Source organism: Pseudomonas sp. SWI7, assembly GCF_006351945.1.
GTDB lineage: Bacteria > Pseudomonadota > Gammaproteobacteria > Pseudomonadales > Pseudomonadaceae > Aquipseudomonas > Aquipseudomonas fulva.
Map to the genome: position 1 here is coordinate 4,909,002 of NZ_CP040930.1, position 22,430 is coordinate 4,931,431.

A 22,430-nucleotide genomic window follows, 5' to 3' on the forward strand; every position below is an offset into this window, starting at 1 on the left:
AAGGCCGTCAGATGTGCAGGATGAATTCGCGAACCAGCTTGCTGCCGAAATAGGCCAGCATCAGCAGGCAGAAGCCTGCCAGGGTCCAGCGGATGGCCTTGTGGCCCCGCCAGCCCAGGCGGGTACGCCCCCACAACAATACGCTGAACACAACCCAGGCCACGCAGGCCAGCAACGTCTTGTGCACCAGGTGCTGGGCGAACAGGTTGTCAAGGAACAACCAGCCGGACACCAGCGACAGGGACAGCAGGCACCAGCCTGCCCAGAGAAAGCCGAACAGCAGGCTTTCCATGGTTTGCAGTGGCGGGAAGTTTCGAATCAGGCCTGAGGGGTGCTTGTGCTTGAGTTGATGGTCCTGGACCAGCAACAGCAACGACTGGAACACGGCGATGGTGAACAGCCCGTAGGCCAGAATCGACAAGAGGATATGGGCAAGAATGCCCGGTTCCTCATCGATCAGCGGCACGGTCCCCGGCGGCGCGAATTGGGCCAGCAGCGCAGTGACCGCACCGAGCGGGAACAACAGCACCAGCAGGTTCTCCACCGGGATGCGCAGGCATGCCAGCAAGGTCAGGGCGATGACGGCCACGGCGATCAGGCTGGCGGCACTGAAGAAATCCAGGCTCAGGCCAAGCGGGGTGATCAGCTGGAAGAACAGCGCACCGCCCTGGGCGATCACGGCAATGGTGCCCAACAGACCGGGTAGCCGTTTGTCGATCTTGCGGCCCTTGGCCAGGGATGAGCCCTGGTAGATGGCCGCGACGATGTAGAGCGCAGCGGCAATCAGGTTGGGGATGAGGCTGGGAGAGGAGACCATAAGTCCTGGTGGGCGAGCCTTAAAGAGACGGAGTTTGGCATAAACCGCGCCGCTCTAGGAAGACTGACGGGCGCGCAAGGCGGAGGCGGCGCAGGCACGGGGCAAACCCACGTCGCGACTGGCGAGTGCCACTGAAGGTGTGCGCGGTCGCTTCACTTCGCTATAATCGCCGCCTTGCTGTGCCTGGCGGGTGTGCATTTCCCCGCGGGCGCCTGACAACCTCGGCTTTTACTGGGCCAGAAAGGATCATCATGTTCGAAAACCTGACCGACCGCCTGTCACAGACGCTGCGCCATGTCACCGGCAAGGCCAAGCTGACCGAAGACAACATCAAGGACACGCTGCGCGAAGTGCGCATGGCCCTGCTCGAGGCCGACGTTGCCCTGCCGGTGGTGAAGGATTTCGTCAACAGCGTGAAGGAACGTGCCGTCGGCACAGAAGTGTCGCGCAGCCTCACCCCAGGCCAGGCCTTCGTCAAGATCGTCCAGGCCGAACTCGAAAGCCTGATGGGGGCGGCCAACGAGGACCTGGCGCTCAATGCCGCCCCGCCTGCCGTGGTGCTGATGGCCGGCCTGCAAGGTGCGGGCAAGACCACCACCGCCGGCAAGCTGGCGCGCTTCCTTAAAGAGCGCAAGAAAAAGAGCGTGATGGTGGTGTCTGCCGACGTCTATCGTCCCGCGGCTATCAAGCAGCTCGAGACCCTGGCCAACGACATCGGCGTCACCTTCTTCCCGTCCGACATCAGCCAGAAGCCGGTCGCCATCGCCGAAGCCGCCATTCGCGAAGCCAAGCTCAAGTTCATCGATGTGGTCATCGTCGATACCGCAGGCCGTCTGCACATCGACGCCGACATGATGGACGAGATCAAGGCCCTGCACGCCGCGGTCAAGCCCATCGAAACGTTGTTCGTGGTCGATGCCATGACCGGCCAGGACGCCGCCAACACCGCCAAGGCGTTCGGGGAAGCCTTGCCGTTGACCGGCGTGGTGCTGACCAAGGTCGATGGTGATGCGCGTGGTGGTGCGGCGCTGTCGGTGCGCGCCATCACCGGCAAGCCGATCAAATTCATCGGCATGGGCGAGAAGAGCGAAGCGCTCGAGCCGTTCCACCCCGACCGGGTGGCCTCGCGCATCCTGGGCATGGGCGACGTGCTCAGCCTGATCGAGCAGGCCGAGCAGACCATCGACAAGGCCAAGGCCGACAAGCTGGCCAAGAAACTGAAGAAGGGCAAGGGCTTCGACCTTGAAGACTTCCGTGACCAGCTTCAGCAGATGAAGAACATGGGCGGCCTGGGCGGGCTGATGGACAAGCTGCCGAGCATCGGCGGCGTCAACCTGTCGCAGATGGGCAATGCCCAGGGCGCTGCCGAGAAGCAGTTCAAGCAGATGGAGGCGATCATCAACTCCATGACGCCGGCCGAGCGCCGCGATCCCGACCTGATCAGCGGCTCGCGCAAGCGCCGCATTGCCCTAGGCTCCGGTACCCAGGTGCAGGACATCGGCCGGCTGATCAAGCAGCACAAGCAGATGCAGAAGATGATGAAGAAGTTCTCCAGCAAAGGCGGCATGGCCAAGATGATGCGAGGGCTCGGCGGCATGCTGCCGGGCGGCGGCATGCCCAAGCTGTGAAGTTTTCGGGGCAGACCGTCTTCGTGCCGGCCCCTCACCCCGCGCAAGCGGGACAACGGTCGCGATTTTCGCGGCTTACGCAGCAAGTCTGGACGGTCGGGCAAGCTTCGACCGAAAAAGTCATTTGCAAATGTCCGTGTATTCCTTGAGAATATGCGGCCTTTTGGGCACCCGTGTGCCTATTTGGCATTCAGATTTGCAGTACCAACTGCAGCACCGACTATAGGAACGATGTTCACATGGTAACCATTCGTCTGGCCCGTGGCGGCTCGAAAAAGCGCCCTTTCTACCACCTGACCGTGACCAACTCGCGTAACGCCCGTGACGGCCGTTTCGTTGAGCGCGTAGGTTTCTTCAACCCGATCGCTGCTGGCGCCGAAGTCAAGCTGTCGGTCAACCAAGAGCGCGTCACCTACTGGCTGAGCCAGGGCGCACAGCCGTCTGAGCGTGTTGCTCAGCTGCTGAAGGACGCTGCCAAGGCTGCCGCCTGAGCAATATGAACGCGACGCCAGAAAAGGCTGACGACCTCATCGTCGTTGGCAAGATTTTTTCGGTTCACGGCGTTCGCGGCGAGGTGAAGGTGTATTCCTTTACCGATCCGATTGAAAACCTGTTGGATTATCCAAGCTGGACGCTTCGGCACGAAGGCAAGGTAAAGCAGGTCGAGCTGGTCAGCGGTCGTGGCTCCCAAAAGGGCCTGGTCGTGAAACTGAAAGGTCTCGAGGATCGTGACGAAGCCCGTCTTCTGAGCGGTTACGAAATCTGCATTGCGCGGAGCCTTTTGCCCAACCTGGCCGCCGATGAGTACTACTGGTACCAGTTGGTAGGTCTGAAGGTCATCAACCAGGACGAACACCTGTTCGGCAAGGTCGATCATCTGTTGGAGACCGGTGCGAACGATGTAATGGTGGTCAAGCCGTGTGCAGGCAGCCTGGATGATCGCGAGCGTTTGTTGCCCTATACTGCGCAATGCGTGCTCGATATCGACCTGGATGCAGGCGTGATGCGGGTTGAGTGGGACGCGGACTTCTAATCGATGGGTAACCTTCGCGTAGACGTCATCACGTTGTTCCCCGAGATGTTTTCGGCCATCACGGAGTACGGCATTACCAGCCGCGCGGTGAAACAGGGGTTGCTTCAGGTAACGTGCTGGAACCCGCGGGACTACACCACAGATCGTCACCATACGGTAGATGATCGGCCGTTTGGCGGTGGTCCTGGCATGGTGATGAAAATCAAGCCTCTGGAAGATGCCCTGGTCAACGCCAGGCAGGCAACCGGAGCTGCGGCGAAGGTGATCTATCTCTCGCCACAAGGCCGCAAGCTGACTCAGCAGGCGGTCAAAGGCCTGGCCGAACAGGAATCATTGATCCTGATCGCCGGTCGTTATGAAGGCATCGACGAGCGTTTCATTGAAGCTCATGTCGATGAGGAGTGGTCGATTGGCGACTATGTGCTTTCCGGTGGCGAGCTGCCGGCCATGGTACTGATCGATGCGGTTACACGGCTGCTGCCCGGAGCTTTAGGGCATGTGGACTCGGCGGAAGAAGACTCTTTCACCGATGGTCTGCTTGATTGCCCGCACTACACCCGACCTGAGGTGTATGCGGATCAGCGTGTTCCCGACGTGTTGCTTAGTGGCAACCATGCACACATCCGGCGTTGGAGAATGAAGCAGTCCCTTGGTAGGACCTTCGAACGACGCGCCGATCTTCTGGAAAGTCGCTCGCTTTCTGGAGAAGAGAAGAAGCTGCTCGAGGAATACCTCCACGAGCGGGACGATAGTTAAACGTATCGATGGTGGATCACGATCCATCTTAGGAGCACAGCATGACCAACAAGATCATCCAGCAGCTCGAAGCCGAGCAGATGAGCAAGGAAATCCCGACCTTCGCACCCGGCGACACCGTTGTCGTTCAAGTTAAAGTGAAGGAAGGTGAGCGTTCCCGTCTGCAGGCGTTCGAAGGCGTCGTTATCGCCAAGCGCAACCGTGGTCTGAACAGCGCCTTCACCGTGCGCAAGATCTCCAGCGGCGTTGGTGTAGAGCGTACCTTCCAGACCTTCAGCCCACAGATCGACAGCCTGGCCGTGAAACGTCGTGGTGACGTGCGTAAAGCCAAGCTGTACTACCTGCGCGATCTGTCCGGCAAAGCCGCTCGCATCAAGGAAAAACTGTCCTGAGTACAGTTTGCCCGGCGGCCCAGGTCGCCTAGCGAGAAAGAAGCAGCCTTCGGGCTGCTTTTTTGCGTTTTGAACTTCGTACAGGTGACAGCCATGACCACCCGAGACCAGGAAATTCAGCGCCGCACCGAGCTTTCGGTCACCCGCGTGACCAAGGCGGTGTTCCCCAACACCACCAACCATCACAACACCTTGTTCGGTGGCACGGCCCTGGCGTGGATGGACGAAGTGTCCTTCATCGCGGCCACGCGTTTCTGCCGCTTGCCGTTGGTGACTGTTTCCACCGATCGCATCGACTTCAAGCACCCGATCCCGGCGGGCTCAATCGTCGAGCTGGTGGGTACGGTGATCAAGGTAGGCAATACCAGCTTGCAGGTGCAGGTGGATGTCTTCGTCGAAAACATGTATCTCGATGGCCGGGAGCGGGCGATTCACGGCGTCTTCAGTTTCGTTGCCATCGACGAGGACAAGCGTCCGGTGCCGGTACTGCAGGAAATATCAAAACCTGCATAGGCAAGGCGTCGCCGGAGCGCCGCTCCCGCACGAAATTCGACAGGCTTCTTGCCAGTGCCAGTGCCAGTGCCGTTGCTTTAGCTTTTGCTTCTAAGCGCGCGGTAGCCCAGGCACCGCAGATCGCGACTTCAGGAGGCCGAGCGCAGGGCTTGCGCAGGGAGGTGACAGGCATGGATGCCTGTCAAGCGCTGGGCCCCAGGATGGGGCCTGCAGCGCGGTCCTCCCGGGAGCAAGCCCGGAGCGAGGGAACCCCGGAGCGCAGCGTAGGGGCCGGATGACAGGAGCAGGCGGTTTTTGCTTACTTTTTGCCAAGACAAAAAGTGAGCCGCCGTAAGGGCGGAAGGGTGACTGTGCGCCCCCCTCGCCAATGAATACCAACTTGCCACATACGCCCAAGCTAAGGCGCCAAGGCCCCAAGGCGCTCAAACGTTCATACCGATTATTTAATCTCACCGCGCCCCCTTCGCCGCCGGTCCATAAAAACCCGCGAACCTCGATAAGCACTGCAAGCCAGCCCACCCCAAATACAGACAACCCGCCAATCGCTATGAAACACTACCGCCCCCACAGCCGCAAATAGCCCCCAGCATGCCCGCCCTGGACCACCCGCTCATCGATCAATTCCTGGACGCCCTGTGGCTCGAAAAGGGATTGTCCGACAATACTCGCACCTCTTACCGCAGCGACCTCGCCCTGTTCAACGGCTGGCTACAAGCACACTCGGTCAACCTCCCCGATGCGGGCCGCGAACTGATTCTCGACCACCTGGCCTGGCGCCTGGACCAAGGCTACAAGCCGCGCTCGACCGCACGTTTCCTGTCCGGGCTACGCGGTTTCTTCCGCTACCTGCTGCGCGAAAAGCTCATCGCCATCGACCCGACGCTTCAGGTAGACATGCCACAACTGGGCAAACCGCTGCCCAAGTCGCTGTCCGAGGCCGATGTGGAAGCCTTGTTGCAAGCCCCGGAGCTTGGCGAGGCCATCGGCCAGCGCGACCGCGCCATGCTCGAAGTGCTGTATGCCTGCGGCCTGCGCGTCACCGAGCTGGTCAGCCTCACGCTCGATCAGGTCAATCTGCGCCAGGGCGTACTCAGGGTGATGGGCAAAGGCAGCAAGGAGCGGCTGGTGCCCATGGGCGAGGAGGCGGTGGTGTGGCTGGAGCGCTACCTGCGCCACGGCCGTGCCGAATTGCTCAACGGCCGTCCCAGCGATGTGCTGTTCCCTAGCCTGCGCGGCGAGCAGATGACCCGGCAGACCTTCTGGCATCGCATCAAGCACCATGCCCAGATGGCGGGCATCGACAAGGCCTTGTCGCCGCACACGCTGCGACACGCATTCGCCACGCACCTGCTCAACCACGGTGCGGACCTTCGCGTGGTGCAGCTGTTGCTGGGCCACAGCGATTTGTCGACCACGCAGATCTACACCCACGTGGCCAAGGCACGGTTGCAGCAACTGCACGCCGAGCACCATCCACGCGGATGAATGTTTTTCATGTTCGCCCAACCGGCAGTCTGCGGCGGCTTCAAGCCAGGCGTGATGTGGTAGGCTTGGGCGGTTAGCACCAAGGGCCGCCCAGTCACCTCGTCGTTTTACTCAGGTGACGCTCTGCGGCCCCTGTCCGCCCTCAGGAGTATCCATGCGCGTGACCCCGTTTTTCGCCGCCGCCGCCTTGGCGCTGGCCAGCACCTTTGCCGTGGCTGCGGCGCCCGATACGCCAGTCGGCGCCGAGCAGGCCATTCGCAAGTCATTGCAGAACCTGTCCCTGGAAGTGCCTGTCGAGAGCGTGGCCAGCAGCCCGGTCAGCGGCCTGTACGAAGTCAAGCTGCAAGGCGGGCGTGTGCTGTACGCCAGCGCTGATGGCCAGTTCGTGATGCAGGGCTACCTGTTCCAGATCCAGGACGGCAAGCCCGTCAACCTGACCGAAAAAGCCGAGCGCCTGGGCATAGCCAAGCTCATCAATGGCATTCCGGCAGGTGAGATGGTGGTGTATCCGGCCAAGGGCGAAACCAAGTCCCATATCACCGTCTTCACCGACACCACGTGCCCGTACTGCCACAAGCTGCATGCCGAAGTGCCCGAACTCAACCGCCGCGGTATCGAAGTGCGTTACGTCGCCTTCCCGCGTCAGGGCCTGGGCTCGGCCGGCGACCAGCAATTGCAGGCGGTGTGGTGCTCCAGCGACCGTCGCAAAGCCATGGACAAGATGGTCGAGGGTGATGAAATCAAGGCAGCCAAGTGCACCAACCCGGTCAGCAAGCAGTTCCAGCTGGGGCAGTCGATCGGCGTCAACGGTACACCGGCCATCGTGCTCGAAAATGGCCAGGTGATTCCGGGTTACCAGCCTGCACCGCAGGTCGCCAAGCTGGCGCTTGCCAAGTAATACAGTTCTATACGCCGTCGTCATGGGGTGACGGCATGTTTCACGGTCGGCAAAGGTGTCGGCCGTTCAATGGGGAGTTCACAGTGAAACCGGTCAAAGTAGGCATCTGTGGGTTGGGGACCGTCGGTGGCGGAACCTTCAATGTACTTCAGCGCAACGCCGAGGAGATTGCCCGCCGTGCCGGGCGCGGTATTGAAGTGGCACAGATCGCCATGCGCTCGCAGAACCCGAACTGCCAGATTACCGGTACCCCCATTACCGCTGATGTGTTCGAAGTCGCGAGCAACCCCGAGATCGATATCGTCATCGAGCTCATTGGGGGCTACACCGTGGCCCGCGACCTGGTGCTCAAGGCCATCGAGAACGGCAAGCACGTGGTCACCGCCAACAAGGCGCTGATCGCCGTGCATGGCAACGAAATCTTCGCCAGAGCCCGTGAAAAGGGCGTGATCGTCGCCTTCGAAGCAGCGGTGGCCGGCGGCATCCCGGTAATCAAGGCCATTCGCGAAGGCCTGTCGGCCAACCGTATCAACTGGCTGGCGGGGATCATCAACGGTACCGGCAACTTCATCCTCACCGAAATGCGCGAAAAAGGCCGTGCCTTCCCGGATGTGCTGGCCGAAGCCCAGGCGCTTGGCTATGCCGAAGCCGACCCGACGTTCGACGTCGAAGGCATCGACGCGGCGCACAAGCTGACCATCCTGGCATCGATCGCGTTCGGCATTCCGCTGCAGTTCGACAAGGCCTACACCGAAGGCATCACCCAGCTGACCACGGCGGACGTGAACTACGCCGAAGCCCTGGGCTACCGCATCAAGCACCTGGGCATGGCACGCCGTACCGCCGAAGGTATCGAGTTGCGCGTGCACCCGACGCTGATTCCGGCCGACCGCCTGATTGCCAACGTCAATGGGGTGATGAATGCCGTGATGGTCAACGGCGACGCCGCCGGCTCGACGTTGTACTACGGTGCAGGCGCAGGAATGGAACCAACCGCGTCCTCGGTGGTGGGTGACCTGGTGGACGTGGTCCGTGCCATGACCTCTGACCCGGAAAACCGCGTACCCCACCTGGCGTTCCAGCCCGATTCGCTGTCAGCGCACCCGATCCTGCCGATCGAAGCCTGCGAGAGCGCCTATTACCTGCGTATTCAGGCCAAGGATCATCCAGGGGTGCTGGCCCAGGTGGCGAGCATTCTGTCCGAGCGTGGCATCAACATCGAATCGATCATGCAAAAGGAAGCCGAAGAGCAAGACGGCTTGGTGCCGATGATCCTGTTGACCCACCGGGTGGTGGAGCAGGGCATCAACGACGCTATCGTTGCCCTCGAGGCCCTGCAGGATGTGGTAGGCCAGGTCGTGCGCATTCGCGTCGAGCAGCTCAACTAGGGTTGGCCTGAACAGCCTTGTGACGAACGTCCGGCAATGCTGTTTTCGGACATGCGTGACCGAGTACCGGGGCTTCTCGCACAGAGCCCCAGCGACACCCCCGGCGCTGCAGCCATACGCAGCGAAGGGGCTTTAGAACACCCTATAGTCACGGCAAGCCAAGGCGTGCCGCCCAGGAACGAGGCCTCCGGCCCTTTTCTGCTGCGGGTAAACCAGGCTTGCCGCTCAAACCAAAGGTTTGTCCCATGCGCTATATCAGTACCCGCGGCCAGGCACCGGCCCTGAACTTTGAAGACGTATTGCTCGCCGGCCTGGCTACCGACGGTGGCCTGTACGTCCCGGAAAACCTGCCACGTTTCACGCAGGAAGAAATCGCATCCTGGGCGGGCCTGCCGTACCACGAGCTGGCCTTCCGCGTCATGCGCCCGTTCGTCGAGGGCAGCATCGCCGATGCCGACTTCAAGAAAATTCTCGAAGAAACCTACGGCGAATTCGCCCATGCTGCCGTTGCCCCGCTGCGCCAGCTCAACAGCAACGAGTGGGTGCTTGAGCTGTTCCACGGGCCGACCCTGGCATTCAAGGATTTCGCCTTGCAACTGCTCGGTCGCTTGCTCGACCACGTGCTGGCCAAGCGTAACGAACGTGTGGTGATCATCGGTGCCACCAGCGGCGACACCGGCTCTGCGGCCATCGAAGGTTGCCGTCGGTGCGACAATGTCGACATCTTCATCCTGCACCCGCACCAGCGGGTTTCGGAAGTGCAGCGTCGGCAGATGACGACCCTCTTCGGCGAGAACATCCACAACATCGCCATCGAAGGCAATTTCGATGACTGCCAGGAAATGGTCAAGGCGAGCTTCGCCGACCAGTCGTTCCTCAAGGGCACCCGCCTGGTAGCTGTCAATTCGATCAACTGGGCGCGGATCATGGCCCAGATCGTCTACTACTTCCACGCAGCCCTGCAGCTTGGCGGCCCGGCCCGTTCGGTGGCCTTCTCGGTGCCCACCGGCAACTTCGGCGATATCTTCGCAGGCTACCTGGCACGCAACATGGGCCTGCCGATCAGCCAGCTGGTGGTGGCCACCAACCGCAACGACATCCTGCACCGCTTCATGAGCGGCAACCAGTACGTCAAGGAGCAGTTGCACGCCACCTTGTCGCCGTCGATGGACATCATGGTTTCGTCCAACTTCGAGCGCCTGCTGTTCGATCTGCACGGTCGCAACGGCGCGTCGATTGCCGAGTTGATGGCCAACTTCCGCCAAGGCGGCGGCTTCAGCGTCGAACAGGACCGCTGGACCGAGGCGCGCAAGCTCTTCGATTCGCTGGCCGTCACCGATGAACAGACCTGCCAGACCATCGCCGAGGTGTTTGAGACGACCGGCGAGGTGCTGGACCCGCACACGGCCATCGGCGTCAAGGCCGGTCGCGAGTGCCGCCGTAGCCTGGATACGCCCATGGTTGTGCTGGGTACCGCACACCCGGTCAAGTTCCCTGAAGCGGTCGAGCAGGCAGGCGTTGGCAAGGCGCTTGAATTGCCCGTGCACATGAGCGACCTGTTCAGCCGTGAAGAGCGATGCACCGTATTGCCCAATGACCTCAAGGCAGTACAAGGCTTCGTCAGCCAGCACGGCAATCGCGGCAAGCCGCTCTGACCTTGCAGGCTCCGGGTCGGGCCGATCCGGAGCCTCAGTGGTTTCGATGCATTAATTCAGAAAAATCCTATTCTGGCCGATCGTCATCGCGCCTAGATTAGCCGGTCCTCCCAGCAGGAGCGGCTCATGCAACAGCCCCATGTACTGATTCATCAGGTGCGCCCGTCCCACCAGATCCTTCTGCACCAGGCCCTCAATGCCCAGGGCGTGTTTCGGGTGCGGGTCTGTCAGGACAAGGCCGAGCTCGACGCGTGCCTTTCGGGCGCATTCTCCCCGGATTTATTGATTTTCGACCATGCCATGCCCACCCGCACAGGCATTGCGATACTCAAGCGGCTACCGCTGGCCTGCCCGGTGCTGTTCGTCGGTCAGGCAGGTGCCCGGCGACGCAACCTGGCTGATCAGGCCCGCGGTTTTGGCTTGCAAGTCATTGCGGAGTTGCCATGGCCATTGTCTTCCCCGGCCCTGCAAAGGGTGTTGCAAATACTGCCAAGCCCGTCCGAACGTGAAAGGTCGCAACCCATCAACGCACCGACGGCGCATTCAACAGCATGAAGGGTTAGAACTTTCCGCTTCGCTTGCAGGTCTGCTCCTTACAACTCATCAAGCAAGCGAGTAATCCGGATGGAACGAATCTGCAGACTGCTCAATCAAGCCCTCACCCCTTACCAGGCGCACTTGGGCCTGGCCGATAGCCACGGTAACCGGCAATTGACCGTCCACGACCACCTGGCCAGGGTGGTATTACAGCGCACGGTCAGCGAGCGTCAATTGCAGGAGCAACGTCTGCTGGTGGACATGGTCGATGGTCTGCACCGTGATCTGCAGATCGCCGAAGGGCGGCTGCAACCTTGCGTGATTGCTGCATTGCAGCAGCGTCAGCAACCTCAGGGAACCTTTGCCTGAGCGAGTCATCAGATTGATCAGTACAGCCGGCCACTGCTTTGCTCCCGCATGGCCACTGCTGTCGCTGGAAGCCCAAGGGCTTTCGCTTGACCCCGGACGTTCTTCCCCAGCGTCCGGGGTTTCTTTTTATCTGGGTTGGGGATCTTGAAGGTTGATCGGCCCAGCGGCGTGGCGCTCGTCCTGTTCAGGGCGTTCGGCGTGTGCCGCCGTGTGCTCGCTGAAGAAAGCGCGACTGTGTTCAAGGTAGTCCGCCCGCTGAGCGAGGTCGAGCCAATGCGCATACAGGTTCGGTAGCACCGTCTGGCGCAGCTGGGTCAAGACCTGATCGATGTGGGCCATGGCGGCTTGCCCTTGCGGGCTGGCCGAGCAGCCTACATGCAGGAATTGGTAGGGCTTCACACCCTGAACCGGGTGAAATTGGTAGTCAGCAGGCGATCCGCCCTGTTGCTGGATCAGATAGCGAACTTCCGGCCAGTAGCCGAGCACCAGGCGCAGTCGGCCCAAGCGTTGCATCTGCAGCAGGTTGGCGGTGGCCTGCGTGCCGTAGTGCCGGCTGACGGAGGCATCTGGCAAGTGGCTCAGCGTATCGTCGATCACAGCCCCGTAACTGCGCTCTGCCACTACCCCAAGGCGTAGCGATGGGTCGCTCAGCAGGCCTTGAAGATCGACCGCCTCACCGTCGAGGTGGGGCGCCACCAGGGCGTGGTTTTCCTTGCGCACGACCAGGCCGCTGGTTTGCACGCCCAGCAACGGGATGGAAAAGCGCACATAGCGAGCGCGCTCGGCAGTCCACAGCAGCATCGGATCACAGGTCAGGCTGCTGCTGTCCTGCAGCATCTGCAAGCCACGCGCACGATTGACCCGCACGGTGCTGTGGGCATATTCGGGCATCTGCTGGATCAGCTGCGGTAACAGCTGGTCTATCACCCCACGACCTTCTTCCGGGCCCTCGGATACGCTGAACGGTGGCAGATCGCGCACCAGCCACAGCAACCGCTCCTGAGCGCTTGATGGCACGCTCAGCAGTGCAGCCAGTAGGGCACCCGTCCATGCCAACCTAACGGGGCGCAGGCAATGGAACAGCGACAGGCTCAGACAGCGCCCGCCTGACGCAGGGCGGCGACGGCGGCCGCATCATAGCCCAGCTGGCTTAGCAGCTCGTCGGTGTGTTCGCCCAGTGCTGGCCCGACCCAATCGGCAGAGCCTGGGGTGTCGGATAGCTTTGGGACGATGCCCGGCATGCGCACTGCCTTGCCATCGGGCAGGCGCGCCTCCAGAAGCATCTCGCGCGCCAGGTACTGAGGGTCGCTGAACATGTCTTCGGCCGAGTAAATGCGGCTGGCCGGCACCTCGGCTGCGGTCAGGGCCTGCATAAGCTGCTCCAGTGGCAATCCGTTGGCCCAGCGATCGATGACCCCGTACAGCTCATCGCGGCGCAGGTCTCGCCCGTCATTGGTGGCCAGGCTCGGGTCCTCGGCCAGGTCGCTACGGCCGATGGTCAACATCAGGCGCCTGAAGATGGCATCGCCATTGGCGCCGATCTGTACATGCTTGCCGTCTGCGCTGGTATGGATGGAGGAGGGCGTGATGCCCGGCATGATGTTGCCCGTGCGCTCGCGGATGAAACCGAAGACGTCGAACTCCGGCACCATGCTCTCCATCATGGCGAAGATGGCTTCGTACAGCGCCACGTCGACCACCTGGCCCAAACCCCGTTGACCTCGCGATGACGCAGGGCCATCAGTGCGCCGATCACCGCCCACAACGCCGCAATGGAGTCGCCGATGGAAATACCGGTGCGCACGGGCGGGCGATCCTCGAACCCAGTGATGTAACGCAAGCCACCCATGGACTCGCCCACCGCGCCAAAGCCTGGTTGCTCCTTCATGGGCCGGTCTGGCCGAAGCCTGACAGGCGCACCATGACCAGCCGTGGGTTGAGCGCATGAAGCACGTCCCAGCCAAAACCGAGCTTCTCGAGCACGCCCGGACGGAAGTTTTCGATCAGGATGTCCGCCTCGGCCAGCAGTTTGCGCAGGACGTCGCGCCCGTCGGGGTGCTTGAGATTGAGGGTGAGCGAGCGCTTGTTGCGCGCCTGCACGAACCACCACAGCGAGGTGCCCTCGTAAAGCTTGCGCCACTTGCGCAACGGGTCGCCGCCGTCGGGCGATTCCACCTTGACCACCTCGGCGCCGAATTCGGCGCAGATGCGCGATGCGAATGGCCCGGCGATCAAGGTGCCGAGCTCGACCACTTTAAGGCCGGCGAGGGGTTTGCTTGACGTCGACATGGGGCATCCGTGGCAGCTATGAAGAGCGGTGTTTTTATCACAGCTGCGATGCGGCAGATACTGCCGCGGCGCAACCGTGGACTGGATCGGTTAGACTGTGCGACTTTTCTTCAGGCAAGAAGCACCCCGACCATGGCCCAGCCGTCCACCACCTACAAATTCGAACTGAACCTGACCGACCTCGACCGCAATGTCTACGAGAACGTCAAGCAGACCATCGCGCGGCACCCGTCGGAAACCGAGGAGCGTATGGCGGTTCGTCTGTTGGCCTATGCGCTGTGGTACAACGAAAACCTGACATTCGGCCGGGGGCTGTCGGACGTCGATGAGCCGGCGCTCTGGGAAAAGAGCCTGGACGACCGCGTGTTGCACTGGATCGAAGTAGGCCAGCCAGATGCCGATCGCCTGACCTGGTGCTCGCGCCGTACCGAACGCACCAGCCTGCTGGCCTACGGTAGTCTGCGTGTGTGGGAAGGCAAGGTGGTGAGCGCGGTGAAGAACCTCAAGAACCTCAGCATCGCGGCCGTGCCTCAGGAGGTGCTCGAGACCCTGGCCACCGACATGCCCCGCAGCATCAAATGGGATGTGATGATCAGCGAAGGCACGGTGTTCGTGACCGATGACCGTGGCCAGCACGAAGTGCAATTGCAGTGGCTGCTGGGGGAGCGTGGCTGAAGCATCCCATGCGTATCGAATCTCGCCCGCTGCCCCCGACCCTGCCGTTTCTTGGCAACCTGCCACCCTTGCTGACGCGCCTGTACGCCGCCCGTGGCGTGCTAAGCGAGGCCGAGCTGGACAAGAGCCTGGCGCGCCTGCTGCCCTACCAGCAGCTCAAGGGCATGGACGCGGGCGTCGACCTGCTGGTGCAGGCCATCGACCAAGGCCAGCGCATTCTGATCGTCGGTGACTTCGATGCCGATGGCGCCACGGCCAGTACCGTCGGCGTGCTGGGTTTGCGCCTGCTCGGTGCGGCCCACGTGGACTACCTGGTACCCAACCGCTTCGAATACGGGTACGGCCTCACGCCGGAAATCGTCGAAGTGGCATTGCAGCGCCAACCGCAGCTGCTGGTCACGGTTGACAACGGGATTTCCAGCGTCGACGGCGTCGCGGCGGCGAAGGCGGCTGGCCTCAAGGTCCTGGTGACCGACCACCACTTGCCTGGCGAGGCGCTGCCGGACGCCGATGCCATCATCAACCCCAACCAGCCAGGCTGCCCGTTTCCGAGCAAGTCGCTGGCAGGCGTCGGGGTGATTTTCTACGTGCTCATGGCCCTGCGCGCGCGCTTGCGCAGCCTGGGCCGCTACGACACCCGGCCGCAGCCGAACATTGGCGAACTGCTGGACCTGGTTGCCTTGGGCAGCGTGGCTGACGTGGTGCCGCTGGACGCGAACAATCGCATCCTGGTGCATCAGGGCCTGGAGCGCATTCGTGCCGGGCGCGCCCGGCCTGGCCTCAAGGCAATTCTGGAGGTAGCCAAGCGCGACCACCGGCGCATCACCTCCACCGACCTGGGTTTCATTCTGGCCCGCGGCTGAACGCCGCCGGGCGCCTGGACGACATGAGCCTGGGTATCGAGTGCCTGCTCTGCGAGGATTATGCCCTGGCGTTGGACATGGCTCAGCAACTGGATGGCCTGAACCAGGACCGCAAGTCCATCGAACAGGGCATGCAGCGTGAAGCACTGGCCCAGTTGCGGGACTTGCCGGTCGAATCGATGCCCTATGGCCTGTGCCTGTTCGATGCAGAGTGGCACCAGGGCGTCATTGGCATCCTGGCTTCTCGCCTCAAGGAACGGTATCACCGCCCAACCATCGCTTTCGCCGATGCCGGTGACGGCATGCTCAAGGGCTCTGCGCGCTCCGTGCCGGGGTTTCACATCCGCGACGCGCTCGATGCGGTGGCCGCGCGCCATCCGCAGCTGATCAGCAAGTTCGGCGGCCATGCCATGGCGGCGGGGCTGTCCCTGCCCGAAGCCAACTATCCCGCGTTCGCCGAGGCCTTCGACCAGGAGGTCCGCCGCCAACTGTGCGAGGACGACCTCACCGGGCGACTGCTGTCTGATGGCAGTCTGGCGGTGGAGGAATTCCACCTGGACCTGGCAAGGCGCTGCGTCAAGCCGGGCCTTGGGGGCAACATTTTCCGGAGCCGCTGTTCCACGGTGTGTTCCAGCTGGTCGAGCAGCGCGTGGTGGGTGAGCGCCATCTGAAAGTCGTGCTCAAAAGCGAGTGCGGCACGGTGCGCCTGGACGGCATCGCCTTCGGTATCGACCGCGAGGTTTGGCCCAACCCGACCGTGCGCTGGGTGGAGCTGGCCTACAAGCTGGATGTGAACGAGTTCCGCGGCAATGAAAGCGTGCAACTGATGATCGCCCACATGGAGCCGCGCTGAGCCAGGATCTGTGTGAAACGTTTCGAGAAGAGGCCTGGCTGTATTTAACCCAGCCTCACCGCGTATCGAGGCTTTTCACACCAGCGCCCAGGGCATCACTGCCAAATCCCATGGAACCTTCCCCTACCAATCTGGTCTAGTCTGAACACAGACCGGTACCGGGCCAGGAATGTGTGAACGAGTGCCCGGCCGGATCACTTTGCAGCCATTGGGAGGTGCCCTCATGAGCATGCTGCTCGAGCCTTACACCCTGCGTCAGCTGACCCTGCCGAACCGTATCGCCGTATCACCGATGTGCCAGTATTCCTCGGTCGATGGCCTGGCCAACGACTGGCACCTGGTGCACCTGGGCAGTCGCGCTGTCGGCGGTGCGGGCCTGGTCGTCACCGAGGCCGTGGCGGTCACGGCCGACGGGCGCATCACCGCTGAAGACCTCGGCCTGTGGGAGGACGCGCAGATCGCCCCTTGCAGCGCATCACCCGTTTCATCACCGCTCAAGGGTCCATCCCGGGTATCCAGCTCGCCCATGCCGGGCGCAAGGCCAGCACCTACCGCCCTTGGCTGGGCAAGCATGGCAGCGTCACATTGGAGGAGGGCGGCTGGCAGCCGGTCGGGCCGTCGAAGATCGCGTCGATCCTGAGCACACCGTGCCCAGTGAGCTGACCCATGCGCAGATCCAGGACGTGGTGCAGGCTTTTGTCGCCTCGGCCAGGCGCGCGCTGGACGCGGGCTTCAAAGTGGTCCGAGGTGCACGCTGCCCACGGTTACCTGTTGCACCAGTTCCTGTCGCCGTTGAGCAATCAGCGTCAGGATGAATACGGCAGCTGCTTCGAGAACCGCATCCGCCTGACCTTGCAGGTGGTCGAAGCGGTTCGCGCAGTCTGGCCGGCCGAGTTGCCATTGTTCGTGCGGGTGTCGGCCACCGACTGGGTGGAAGACGGCTGGAACCCGGACGAAACCGTCGAGCTGGCCCGGCGCCTGCGTGTGCTTGGCGTGGATCTGATCGATGTGTCTTCAGGTGGCACGTCCAGCAATGCCGAGATTCCGACCGGCCCTGGCTACCAGACCCGCTTTGCCGAGCGCGTGCGCAAGGAGTCGGAGATGGCCACGGGCACCGTGGGCATGATCACCGAGCCTGCCCAGGCCGAGCACATCCTGCGCACAGGCCAGGCCGACTTGATTTTCCTGGCCCGGGAGCTGCTGCGCGACCCGTACTGGCCGTTGCATGCAGACGACGACCTGGGCGGGCACCAGGCCACCTGGCCGGCGCAATACCAGCGGGCCACCAGCCGGTCGAGCCCAATTCACGAATCGGACCTGCGCGACTGAAAGGACGTGGATGCCGGCGGCGGGTGTGCAGGCACCGGCAAGCCGCCTCCGGCGATGCAACATCTGGAAGCAAATCCTCTGTGCCGTGTTGTGGGGCAAGTCTTAATCTGGCTGCTGACTTCCATGATGTGGAGATGCGCATGATGAATACCCGGGGTTTGCTTGATCAATTGCTCAAATCCGGCCAGCAACTGCTAGAAAAGCAGGCAGGCGGGGCCAAGACGGGTGCAGGCGCCGGCGGGCTCGGCGGGTTGCTGTCAGGCGCAGGTGGTGGCCTGCTTGGCGGCGGTGCGCTGGGCGTGTTACTCGGCAGCAAGAAAGCCCGCAAGTTTGGTGGCAAGGCGCTTACCTACGGGGGGCTCTCGCGCGCTTGGCGTGCTTGCCTACAAGGCCTATGCAACTGGCAGGCCCAGCAGGCCAACCAACAGACCCCCCACCCCAGAGCCCCAGACGGTAGACGCGTACCTGCGGCCCAGGTGGAGCAGCACAGCCAGGCGGTGCTGCGTGCACTGGTCGCTGCGGCCAAGGCCGATGGTCATGTGGATGAGCGCGAACGCGCGCTGATCGAGGGGGAGTTCACCCGCCTGGACGGTGACCGTGAAGTGCAGCAGTGGCTGCATGCGGAGCTCGACAAGCCGCTGGACCCGGCCGAGGTGGCCCGGGCGGCCCAGACGCCGGAAATCGCTGCCGAGATGTACCTGGCCAGCGTGATGATGGTCGATCAGGAAAACTACATGGAACGTGCTTATCTGGACGAACTGGCGCGCCAGCTGGGGTTGGCCCAAGGGTTGCGCGAGGAGCTGGAAAAGCAGGCGCGGCAGGTCTGAGCCGCGCGTGCAGTTTTGGCCTGATCGGGAGGGTCACTGCGTTGTCTGGGCGTTCTGTCAGAACATGACACGCAATTCTGTAGGACGCCTGGGCTATACTTCGGCGATTTTTCCTGCTCGTAGTGAATCCCTGAGGGCTGAATGTGAAGAACTGGACGTTGCGCCAACGGATCCTGGCAAGTTTCGCCGTGATCATCGCCATCATGCTGCTGATGATCGTGGCGGCCTATTCGCGCTTGGTGACCATCGAATCTGCCGAGCAGGAAGTTGGGGCCGACAGCATTCCAGGGGTCTACTACAGCTCGATGATCCGCAGCGCATGGGTGGACAGTTACGTCACCAGCCAACAGTTGGTCTTTCTGACCGGCGCGAGATCAGCTCGGCCGACATGGAACTCTTCAAGAGTTTCGAAGACCGGCTCAAGCAACACATGGCCAGTTACCAGACCACCATTCGCGATGGCGAGGACCAGGCCCGCTTCGACGCCTTCGTGAAGCTCGAACAAGCCTACATGCAGAACGTCAACCAGGTGCTCAGTGCGTATCGCGAACGCAATTATGCCGAAGCCCAGCGTTTGATCGCCCAAGTGCTGACCCCCACCTGGGTCGAAGGGCGCAAGCACCTGAACGAGGTGATCGAACAGAATCGCCTGTCCGCCCGACGCGGCCACCCGAGAAATCGTCAGCGCGGTGAACACGGCCAAGGGCAGCATGGTTGTGTCACTGTTGCTGGCCATCGTGGCCGCGGTATCTGTGGCTTGCTGCTGCTGCGCGCCATCACCTCGCCCATGAGCCTCATCGTGACTGCGCTGGACAGGCTTCGCTCGGGTGACCTGAGCATGCGCCTGAACCTGGATCGCCAGGACGAGTTCGGCGCGGTTCAGGGTGGCTTCAATGAAATGGCCGAGGCGTTGGCCAATCTGGTGGCGCAGGCGCAGCGCTCGTCGGTGCAGGTCACCACCTCGGTGACGGAAATCGCGGCCACCTCCAAGCAGCAGCAGGCCACCGCCACCGAGACGGCCGCCACCACAACCGAAATCGGTGCCACCTCGCGTGAAATCGCCGCCACTTCCCGCGACCTGGTGCGCACCATGACCGAAGTCACCTCGGCCGCCGATCAGGCGTCGAGCCTGGCCGGCTCCGGGCAGCAAGGGCTGGCGCGCATGGAAGAAACCATGCACCAGGTCATGGGTGCGGCCGACCTGGTCAACGCCAAGCTGGGCATCCTCAACGAGAAGGCCAGCAACATCACCCAGATGGTCGTCACCATCAAGGTGGCCGACCAGACCAACCTGCTGTCGCTCAACGCGGCCATCGAAGCCGAGAAGGCCGGGGAATACGGCCGCGGTTTCGCCGTGGTGGCCACCGAAGTGCGCCGCCTGGCTGACCAGACGGCGGTGGCGACCTATGACATCGAGCAGATGGTGCGCGAGATCCAGTCGGCCGTGTCGGCCGGGGTCATGGGCATGGACAAGTTTTCCGAAGAGGTGCGCCGCGGCATGTTCGAGGTTCAGCAGGTCGGTGAGCAACTGAGCCAGATCATTCATCAGGTCCAGGCACTGGCGCCGCGTGTACTGATGGTCAACGAAGGCATGCAGGCCCAGGCCACCGGTGCCGAGCAGATCAACCAGGCGCTGGCGCAACTGAGCGACGCCAGTACCCAGACCGTGGAGTCGCTGCGCCAGGCCAGTTTTGCCATCGACGAGCTGAGCCAGGTCGCCGCCGGCCTGCGCGGCGGCGTGTCGCGCTTCAAAGTCTGAAGGCGATGATCGACATGCAACCGCGCGCCGTGCCGGCAGGCCACGACAACGGTGCGCTACCTGCAGTTTCACCTGGGTGACCAGCGTTTTGCCCTGTCTGTGCAGGACGTGATCAAGGTGCTGCCCCGTCAGCCCCTCAAGCCAGTGCTGCAAGCGCCGCACTGGGGGCGGGCATTCTTGCCTACCGGGGGCAGTTGGTGCCGGTGGTGGATTTGGCTGCCCTGTGCGTGGGGCGGCCGGCGTTGCAGCGTACCAGTACCCGCCTGGTGCTGGTGCGCTATCGCAGCGCACTGCAACTGGGCCTGATTCTGGAGCATGCCACTGAAACCCTGCGCTGCCGTGCTGATGAATTCAAACCCTATGGCGTAAACAATGACCCCGCACCTTACCTGGGGCCGGTCCGCCAGGATGCCCTGGGTCTGGTGCAGCGCATCGAGGTCGACCAGGTGTTGCCCGAGGCCGTGCACCGAGTGCTGTACCCTGACCCACAGGGCGGGACCTGCACATGAACGAACGGCATTTCTTTCATTTTCTGCGTGAGCGCATAGGTTTGGATGTCGAATCGGTAGGCGCGTCGATGGTCGAGCGTGCCCTGCGTCAGCGCAGCGCGGCACTGGGTGCCAGCGGCCTGGACGACTACTGGGTGCGCCTGCAGCAATCGCTGGCCGAGCAGCAGGCGCTGATCGAAGCGGTGATCGTGCCGGAGACGTGGTTTTTTCCGCTACCGCGAGTCCTTCACTGCGCTGACAGGCCTTGCGCACAAACGCCTGGCCAAATTGGCCGCCGCTCGCCCACTGCGCTTGCTCAGCCTGCCCTGTTCGACAGGGGAGGAGCCCTATTCACTGGCGATGGCGCTGCTCGATGCCGGCATTCCCCCGGCATCCTTCCTGATCGACGGTATGGACATCAGCCCTGCGTCCGTGGCCAAGGCCAGCCAGGGTCTCTACGGGCGCAATGCGTTTCGTGGCGATGACCTGGGTTTTCGCGAACGTTATTTCGATGTCGCTGACGAAGGCCATCGCGTGCATGACCGTGTGCGCCAGCAAGTGACCCTGCAGGTGGGCAATGTCCTCGATCCGGCATTGGCCAACCGGGAGGGCCTCTACGACTTCGTGTTCTGCCGCAACCTGCTCATCTATTTCGATGTGCCTACTCAGCAACGGGTGTTCGAAACCCTCAAGCGCCTGCTTCATCCTCAAGGCGTGCTGTTCATCGGGCCTGCCGAAGGCAGCCTGCTGGCTCGCCTTGGCATGCGCCCGGTGGGTATTGCCCAGTCGTTTGCCTATGTCCGCCAGGACGATGTGACCCAGCAACGCCCGGCGCCGGCCGTGCCGATTCAACGACCCCACCCATCAAGCCGTTGACCGGCTACCGCTCGGCCAGCGCCCGGTGCCGCGCTTGCGCGGGTCCCTTGGGCCTGTGCCTGACCGGCAGACCGTCGAAGCCCCCCGGACCGGCCCCCACGAATTGCTGGCAAGCATTGCCGAGCATGCCAATGCCGGCAATAGCCAGCAGGCGCGTGATGCCTGCCAGCGCTACCTTCGCCAGTACCCGCCGTCGGCCCAGGTGTACTACTGGTTGGGCCTGCTCAGCGACACCGAAGGTGATTTGCAACAAGCACAGGTTCACTACCGCAAGGCGCTGTACCTTGAGCCGCAGCACCCAGAAGCGCTCGTTCACCTGGCCGCGCTGTTGCAGGCCCAAGGTGACCAGGCCGGGGCCCTGCGTTTGCAGAGCCGTGCCATGCGTGCCGGTCGGGAGGCTGACCGATGAACGATGAGGCTGTGACCGACCTGCTCGCCGAAACCGATGTGCGCATCGACGACTGCTGGAATCGCATCGGTGTGCATGGCAACAAGCAGTGCCCGCTGCTTGAGCGTCATGTCATGCCCATTGCCGCAACTGCGAGGTGTACGCCGCCGCTGCCACGCGTCTGCTGGACCGCTATGCACTGGTGCAGGACACCGATGCCCAGCCGGACTTGGAGCCAGTCGAGCAGGCCTGTACAGGGCGCTCGATGCTGTTGTTCCGCCTGGGGAGGAGTGGCTGGCGTTGCCTACCGCATGCCTGGCCGAGATCGCGCCCTTGCAGGCCGTGCATTCGCTACCCCATCAGCGCTCGCGCGTGCTGTTGGGCGTTGCCAATGTACGCGGTGCCTTGGTGCCGTGCCTGTCGTTGCAGGAGCTGGGTGGCCTGGCAGCGTGACTGAACAGCGCAGCACTCGTGGCTTGCCGCGCATGCTGATCCTGGCGGCCGAGGGTGGCCCGGTGGTCATGGCCGTCGAGGAAATCGACGGCATTCATCGGCTTGATCGGCCCATGGACCCTGCTCACGACGCCATGCGCTTCACGCAGCGGTGCTGCA

General features: G+C 62.6%; 17 protein-coding genes and 6 pseudogenes. 20 read left to right on the forward strand and 3 right to left on the reverse strand.

Features of this window, described 5'->3' with window-relative positions:
* Positions 1-7: 7 nt before the first annotated feature.
* Entirely contained in the window at positions 8-817 is an 810-nt protein-coding gene (locus FH041_RS22495) for an inner membrane protein YpjD (RefSeq protein ID WP_027913819.1), read from the reverse strand.
* A 251-nt stretch (positions 818-1,068) separates the two neighbouring features.
* Here FH041_RS22495 and ffh point away from each other — a divergent pair, with 251 nt between their 5' ends.
* The 12 genes from ffh to FH041_RS22555 all read left to right on the forward strand — a co-directional run bounded on the left by ffh (position 1,069) and on the right by FH041_RS22555 (position 11,471).
* The gene (gene ffh, locus FH041_RS22500; protein WP_023533651.1) at positions 1,069-2,445 is read left to right on the forward strand and encodes a signal recognition particle protein; all 1,377 of its coding nucleotides are present in this window, start codon (positions 1,069-1,071) and stop codon (positions 2,443-2,445) included.
* 239 nt (positions 2,446-2,684) lie between these two features.
* On the forward strand, positions 2,685-2,936 hold the full coding sequence (gene rpsP / locus FH041_RS22505; protein ID WP_023533649.1) for a 30S ribosomal protein S16: 252 nt from the start codon (positions 2,685-2,687) through the stop codon (positions 2,934-2,936).
* Between the two features lie 5 nt (positions 2,937-2,941).
* Positions 2,942-3,478 (forward strand): ribosome maturation factor RimM, encoded by a 537-nt coding sequence (gene rimM, locus FH041_RS22510; RefSeq protein ID WP_027913820.1) that lies wholly within the window; start codon positions 2,942-2,944, stop codon positions 3,476-3,478.
* 3 nt (positions 3,479-3,481) lie between these two features.
* A complete protein-coding gene (gene trmD / locus FH041_RS22515) occupies positions 3,482-4,234 on the forward strand; it encodes a tRNA (guanosine(37)-N1)-methyltransferase TrmD (protein ID WP_023533658.1) in 753 nt (250 codons plus the stop codon).
* A gap of 41 nt (positions 4,235-4,275) precedes the next feature.
* Complete coding sequence (gene rplS, locus FH041_RS22520) at positions 4,276-4,626, forward strand: 50S ribosomal protein L19 (RefSeq protein WP_023533640.1); 351 nt, start codon at positions 4,276-4,278, stop codon at positions 4,624-4,626.
* Positions 4,627-4,719: 93 nt separating this feature from the next.
* Entirely contained in the window at positions 4,720-5,139 is a 420-nt protein-coding gene (locus FH041_RS22525; RefSeq protein WP_027913821.1) for an acyl-CoA thioesterase, read from the forward strand.
* A 588-nt stretch (positions 5,140-5,727) separates the two neighbouring features.
* Positions 5,728-6,624, forward strand: a complete 897-nt coding sequence (gene xerD, locus FH041_RS22530) for a site-specific tyrosine recombinase XerD (protein ID WP_027913822.1) — start codon at positions 5,728-5,730, stop codon at positions 6,622-6,624.
* Between the two features lie 154 nt (positions 6,625-6,778).
* Entirely contained in the window at positions 6,779-7,522 is a 744-nt protein-coding gene (locus FH041_RS22535; protein WP_027913823.1) for a thioredoxin fold domain-containing protein, read from the forward strand.
* Positions 7,523-7,605: 83 nt separating this feature from the next.
* A complete protein-coding gene (locus FH041_RS22540; RefSeq protein ID WP_023534107.1) occupies positions 7,606-8,910 on the forward strand; it encodes a homoserine dehydrogenase in 1,305 nt (434 codons plus the stop codon).
* 245 nt (positions 8,911-9,155) lie between these two features.
* Positions 9,156-10,565: a threonine synthase gene (gene thrC, locus FH041_RS22545; RefSeq protein WP_027913825.1), complete on the forward strand. Its 1,410-nt coding sequence runs from the start codon at positions 9,156-9,158 to the stop codon at positions 10,563-10,565.
* 126 nt (positions 10,566-10,691) lie between these two features.
* Positions 10,692-11,120: a response regulator transcription factor gene (locus tag FH041_RS22550; protein ID WP_128610241.1), complete on the forward strand. Its 429-nt coding sequence runs from the start codon at positions 10,692-10,694 to the stop codon at positions 11,118-11,120.
* Between the two features lie 69 nt (positions 11,121-11,189).
* Positions 11,190-11,471 carry a DUF3509 domain-containing protein gene (locus tag FH041_RS22555; protein ID WP_023534040.1) on the forward strand — a complete coding sequence of 94 codons (282 nt, stop codon included), beginning with the start codon at positions 11,190-11,192 and terminating at the stop codon, positions 11,469-11,471.
* A gap of 126 nt (positions 11,472-11,597) precedes the next feature.
* Here the strand turns inward: FH041_RS22555 and FH041_RS22560 are convergent, their stop codons facing one another.
* Both FH041_RS22560 and FH041_RS22565 read right to left on the reverse strand, forming a co-directional pair.
* Positions 11,598-12,560: a TIGR02285 family protein gene (locus FH041_RS22560; protein ID WP_373682153.1), complete on the reverse strand. Its 963-nt coding sequence runs from the start codon at positions 12,558-12,560 to the stop codon at positions 11,598-11,600.
* Positions 12,561-12,562: 2 nt separating this feature from the next.
* Positions 12,563-13,760: pseudogene (locus FH041_RS22565) on the reverse strand (CaiB/BaiF CoA transferase family protein).
* Between the two features lie 132 nt (positions 13,761-13,892).
* Between FH041_RS22565 and FH041_RS22570 the strand changes: the two are divergent.
* The 8 genes and pseudogenes from FH041_RS22570 (at position 13,893) to FH041_RS23360 (ending at position 22,271) form a co-directional block, all read left to right on the forward strand.
* Complete coding sequence (locus FH041_RS22570) at positions 13,893-14,435, forward strand: YaeQ family protein (protein WP_023534041.1); 543 nt, start codon at positions 13,893-13,895, stop codon at positions 14,433-14,435.
* 8 nt (positions 14,436-14,443) lie between these two features.
* Positions 14,444-16,151 (forward strand): annotated as a pseudogene (gene recJ / locus FH041_RS22575) (single-stranded-DNA-specific exonuclease RecJ).
* A 223-nt stretch (positions 16,152-16,374) separates the two neighbouring features.
* Positions 16,375-17,480 (forward strand): annotated as a pseudogene (locus tag FH041_RS22580) (NADH:flavin oxidoreductase/NADH oxidase).
* A 140-nt stretch (positions 17,481-17,620) separates the two neighbouring features.
* A complete protein-coding gene (locus FH041_RS22585; RefSeq protein WP_257225219.1) occupies positions 17,621-18,307 on the forward strand; it encodes a tellurite resistance TerB family protein in 687 nt (228 codons plus the stop codon).
* Positions 18,308-18,450: 143 nt separating this feature from the next.
* A pseudogene (locus FH041_RS22590) lies at positions 18,451-20,066 on the forward strand (methyl-accepting chemotaxis protein).
* 5 nt (positions 20,067-20,071) lie between these two features.
* A pseudogene (locus FH041_RS22595) lies at positions 20,072-20,575 on the forward strand (chemotaxis protein CheW).
* Positions 20,572-21,839 (forward strand): annotated as a pseudogene (locus tag FH041_RS22600) (CheR family methyltransferase). Before FH041_RS22595 ends, FH041_RS22600 begins: the two co-directional pseudogenes overlap by 4 nt.
* Positions 21,840-22,118: 279 nt before the next feature.
* A complete protein-coding gene (locus FH041_RS23360; protein ID WP_373682128.1) occupies positions 22,119-22,271 on the forward strand; it encodes a chemotaxis protein CheW in 153 nt (50 codons plus the stop codon).
* The last annotated feature ends 159 nt before the right edge of the window (positions 22,272-22,430 follow it).

What these genes read in the sequence shown, in the direction of transcription:
- thrC (WP_027913825.1), top strand. Translation starts at nt 9,156, where the DNA reads ATGCGCTATATCAGTACCCGCGGCCAGGCACCGGCCCTGAACTTTGAA.
- rimM (WP_027913820.1), top strand. Translation starts at nt 2,942, where the DNA reads ATGAACGCGACGCCAGAAAAGGCTGACGACCTCATCGTCGTTGGCAAG.
- FH041_RS22525 (WP_027913821.1), top strand. Translation starts at nt 4,720, where the DNA reads ATGACCACCCGAGACCAGGAAATTCAGCGCCGCACCGAGCTTTCGGTC.
- rpsP (WP_023533649.1), top strand. Translation starts at nt 2,685, where the DNA reads ATGGTAACCATTCGTCTGGCCCGTGGCGGCTCGAAAAAGCGCCCTTTC.
- FH041_RS22550 (WP_128610241.1), top strand. Translation starts at nt 10,692, where the DNA reads ATGCAACAGCCCCATGTACTGATTCATCAGGTGCGCCCGTCCCACCAG.
- FH041_RS22585 (WP_257225219.1), top strand. Translation starts at nt 17,621, where the DNA reads ATGATGAATACCCGGGGTTTGCTTGATCAATTGCTCAAATCCGGCCAG.
- xerD (WP_027913822.1), top strand. Translation starts at nt 5,728, where the DNA reads ATGCCCGCCCTGGACCACCCGCTCATCGATCAATTCCTGGACGCCCTG.
- FH041_RS22555 (WP_023534040.1), top strand. Translation starts at nt 11,190, where the DNA reads ATGGAACGAATCTGCAGACTGCTCAATCAAGCCCTCACCCCTTACCAG.
- FH041_RS22535 (WP_027913823.1), top strand. Translation starts at nt 6,779, where the DNA reads ATGCGCGTGACCCCGTTTTTCGCCGCCGCCGCCTTGGCGCTGGCCAGC.
- FH041_RS22495 (WP_027913819.1), bottom strand. Translation starts at nt 817, where the DNA reads ATGGTCTCCTCTCCCAGCCTCATCCCCAACCTGATTGCCGCTGCGCTC.
- trmD (WP_023533658.1), top strand. Translation starts at nt 3,482, where the DNA reads ATGGGTAACCTTCGCGTAGACGTCATCACGTTGTTCCCCGAGATGTTT.
- rplS (WP_023533640.1), top strand. Translation starts at nt 4,276, where the DNA reads ATGACCAACAAGATCATCCAGCAGCTCGAAGCCGAGCAGATGAGCAAG.
- ffh (WP_023533651.1), top strand. Translation starts at nt 1,069, where the DNA reads ATGTTCGAAAACCTGACCGACCGCCTGTCACAGACGCTGCGCCATGTC.
- FH041_RS22570 (WP_023534041.1), top strand. Translation starts at nt 13,893, where the DNA reads ATGGCCCAGCCGTCCACCACCTACAAATTCGAACTGAACCTGACCGAC.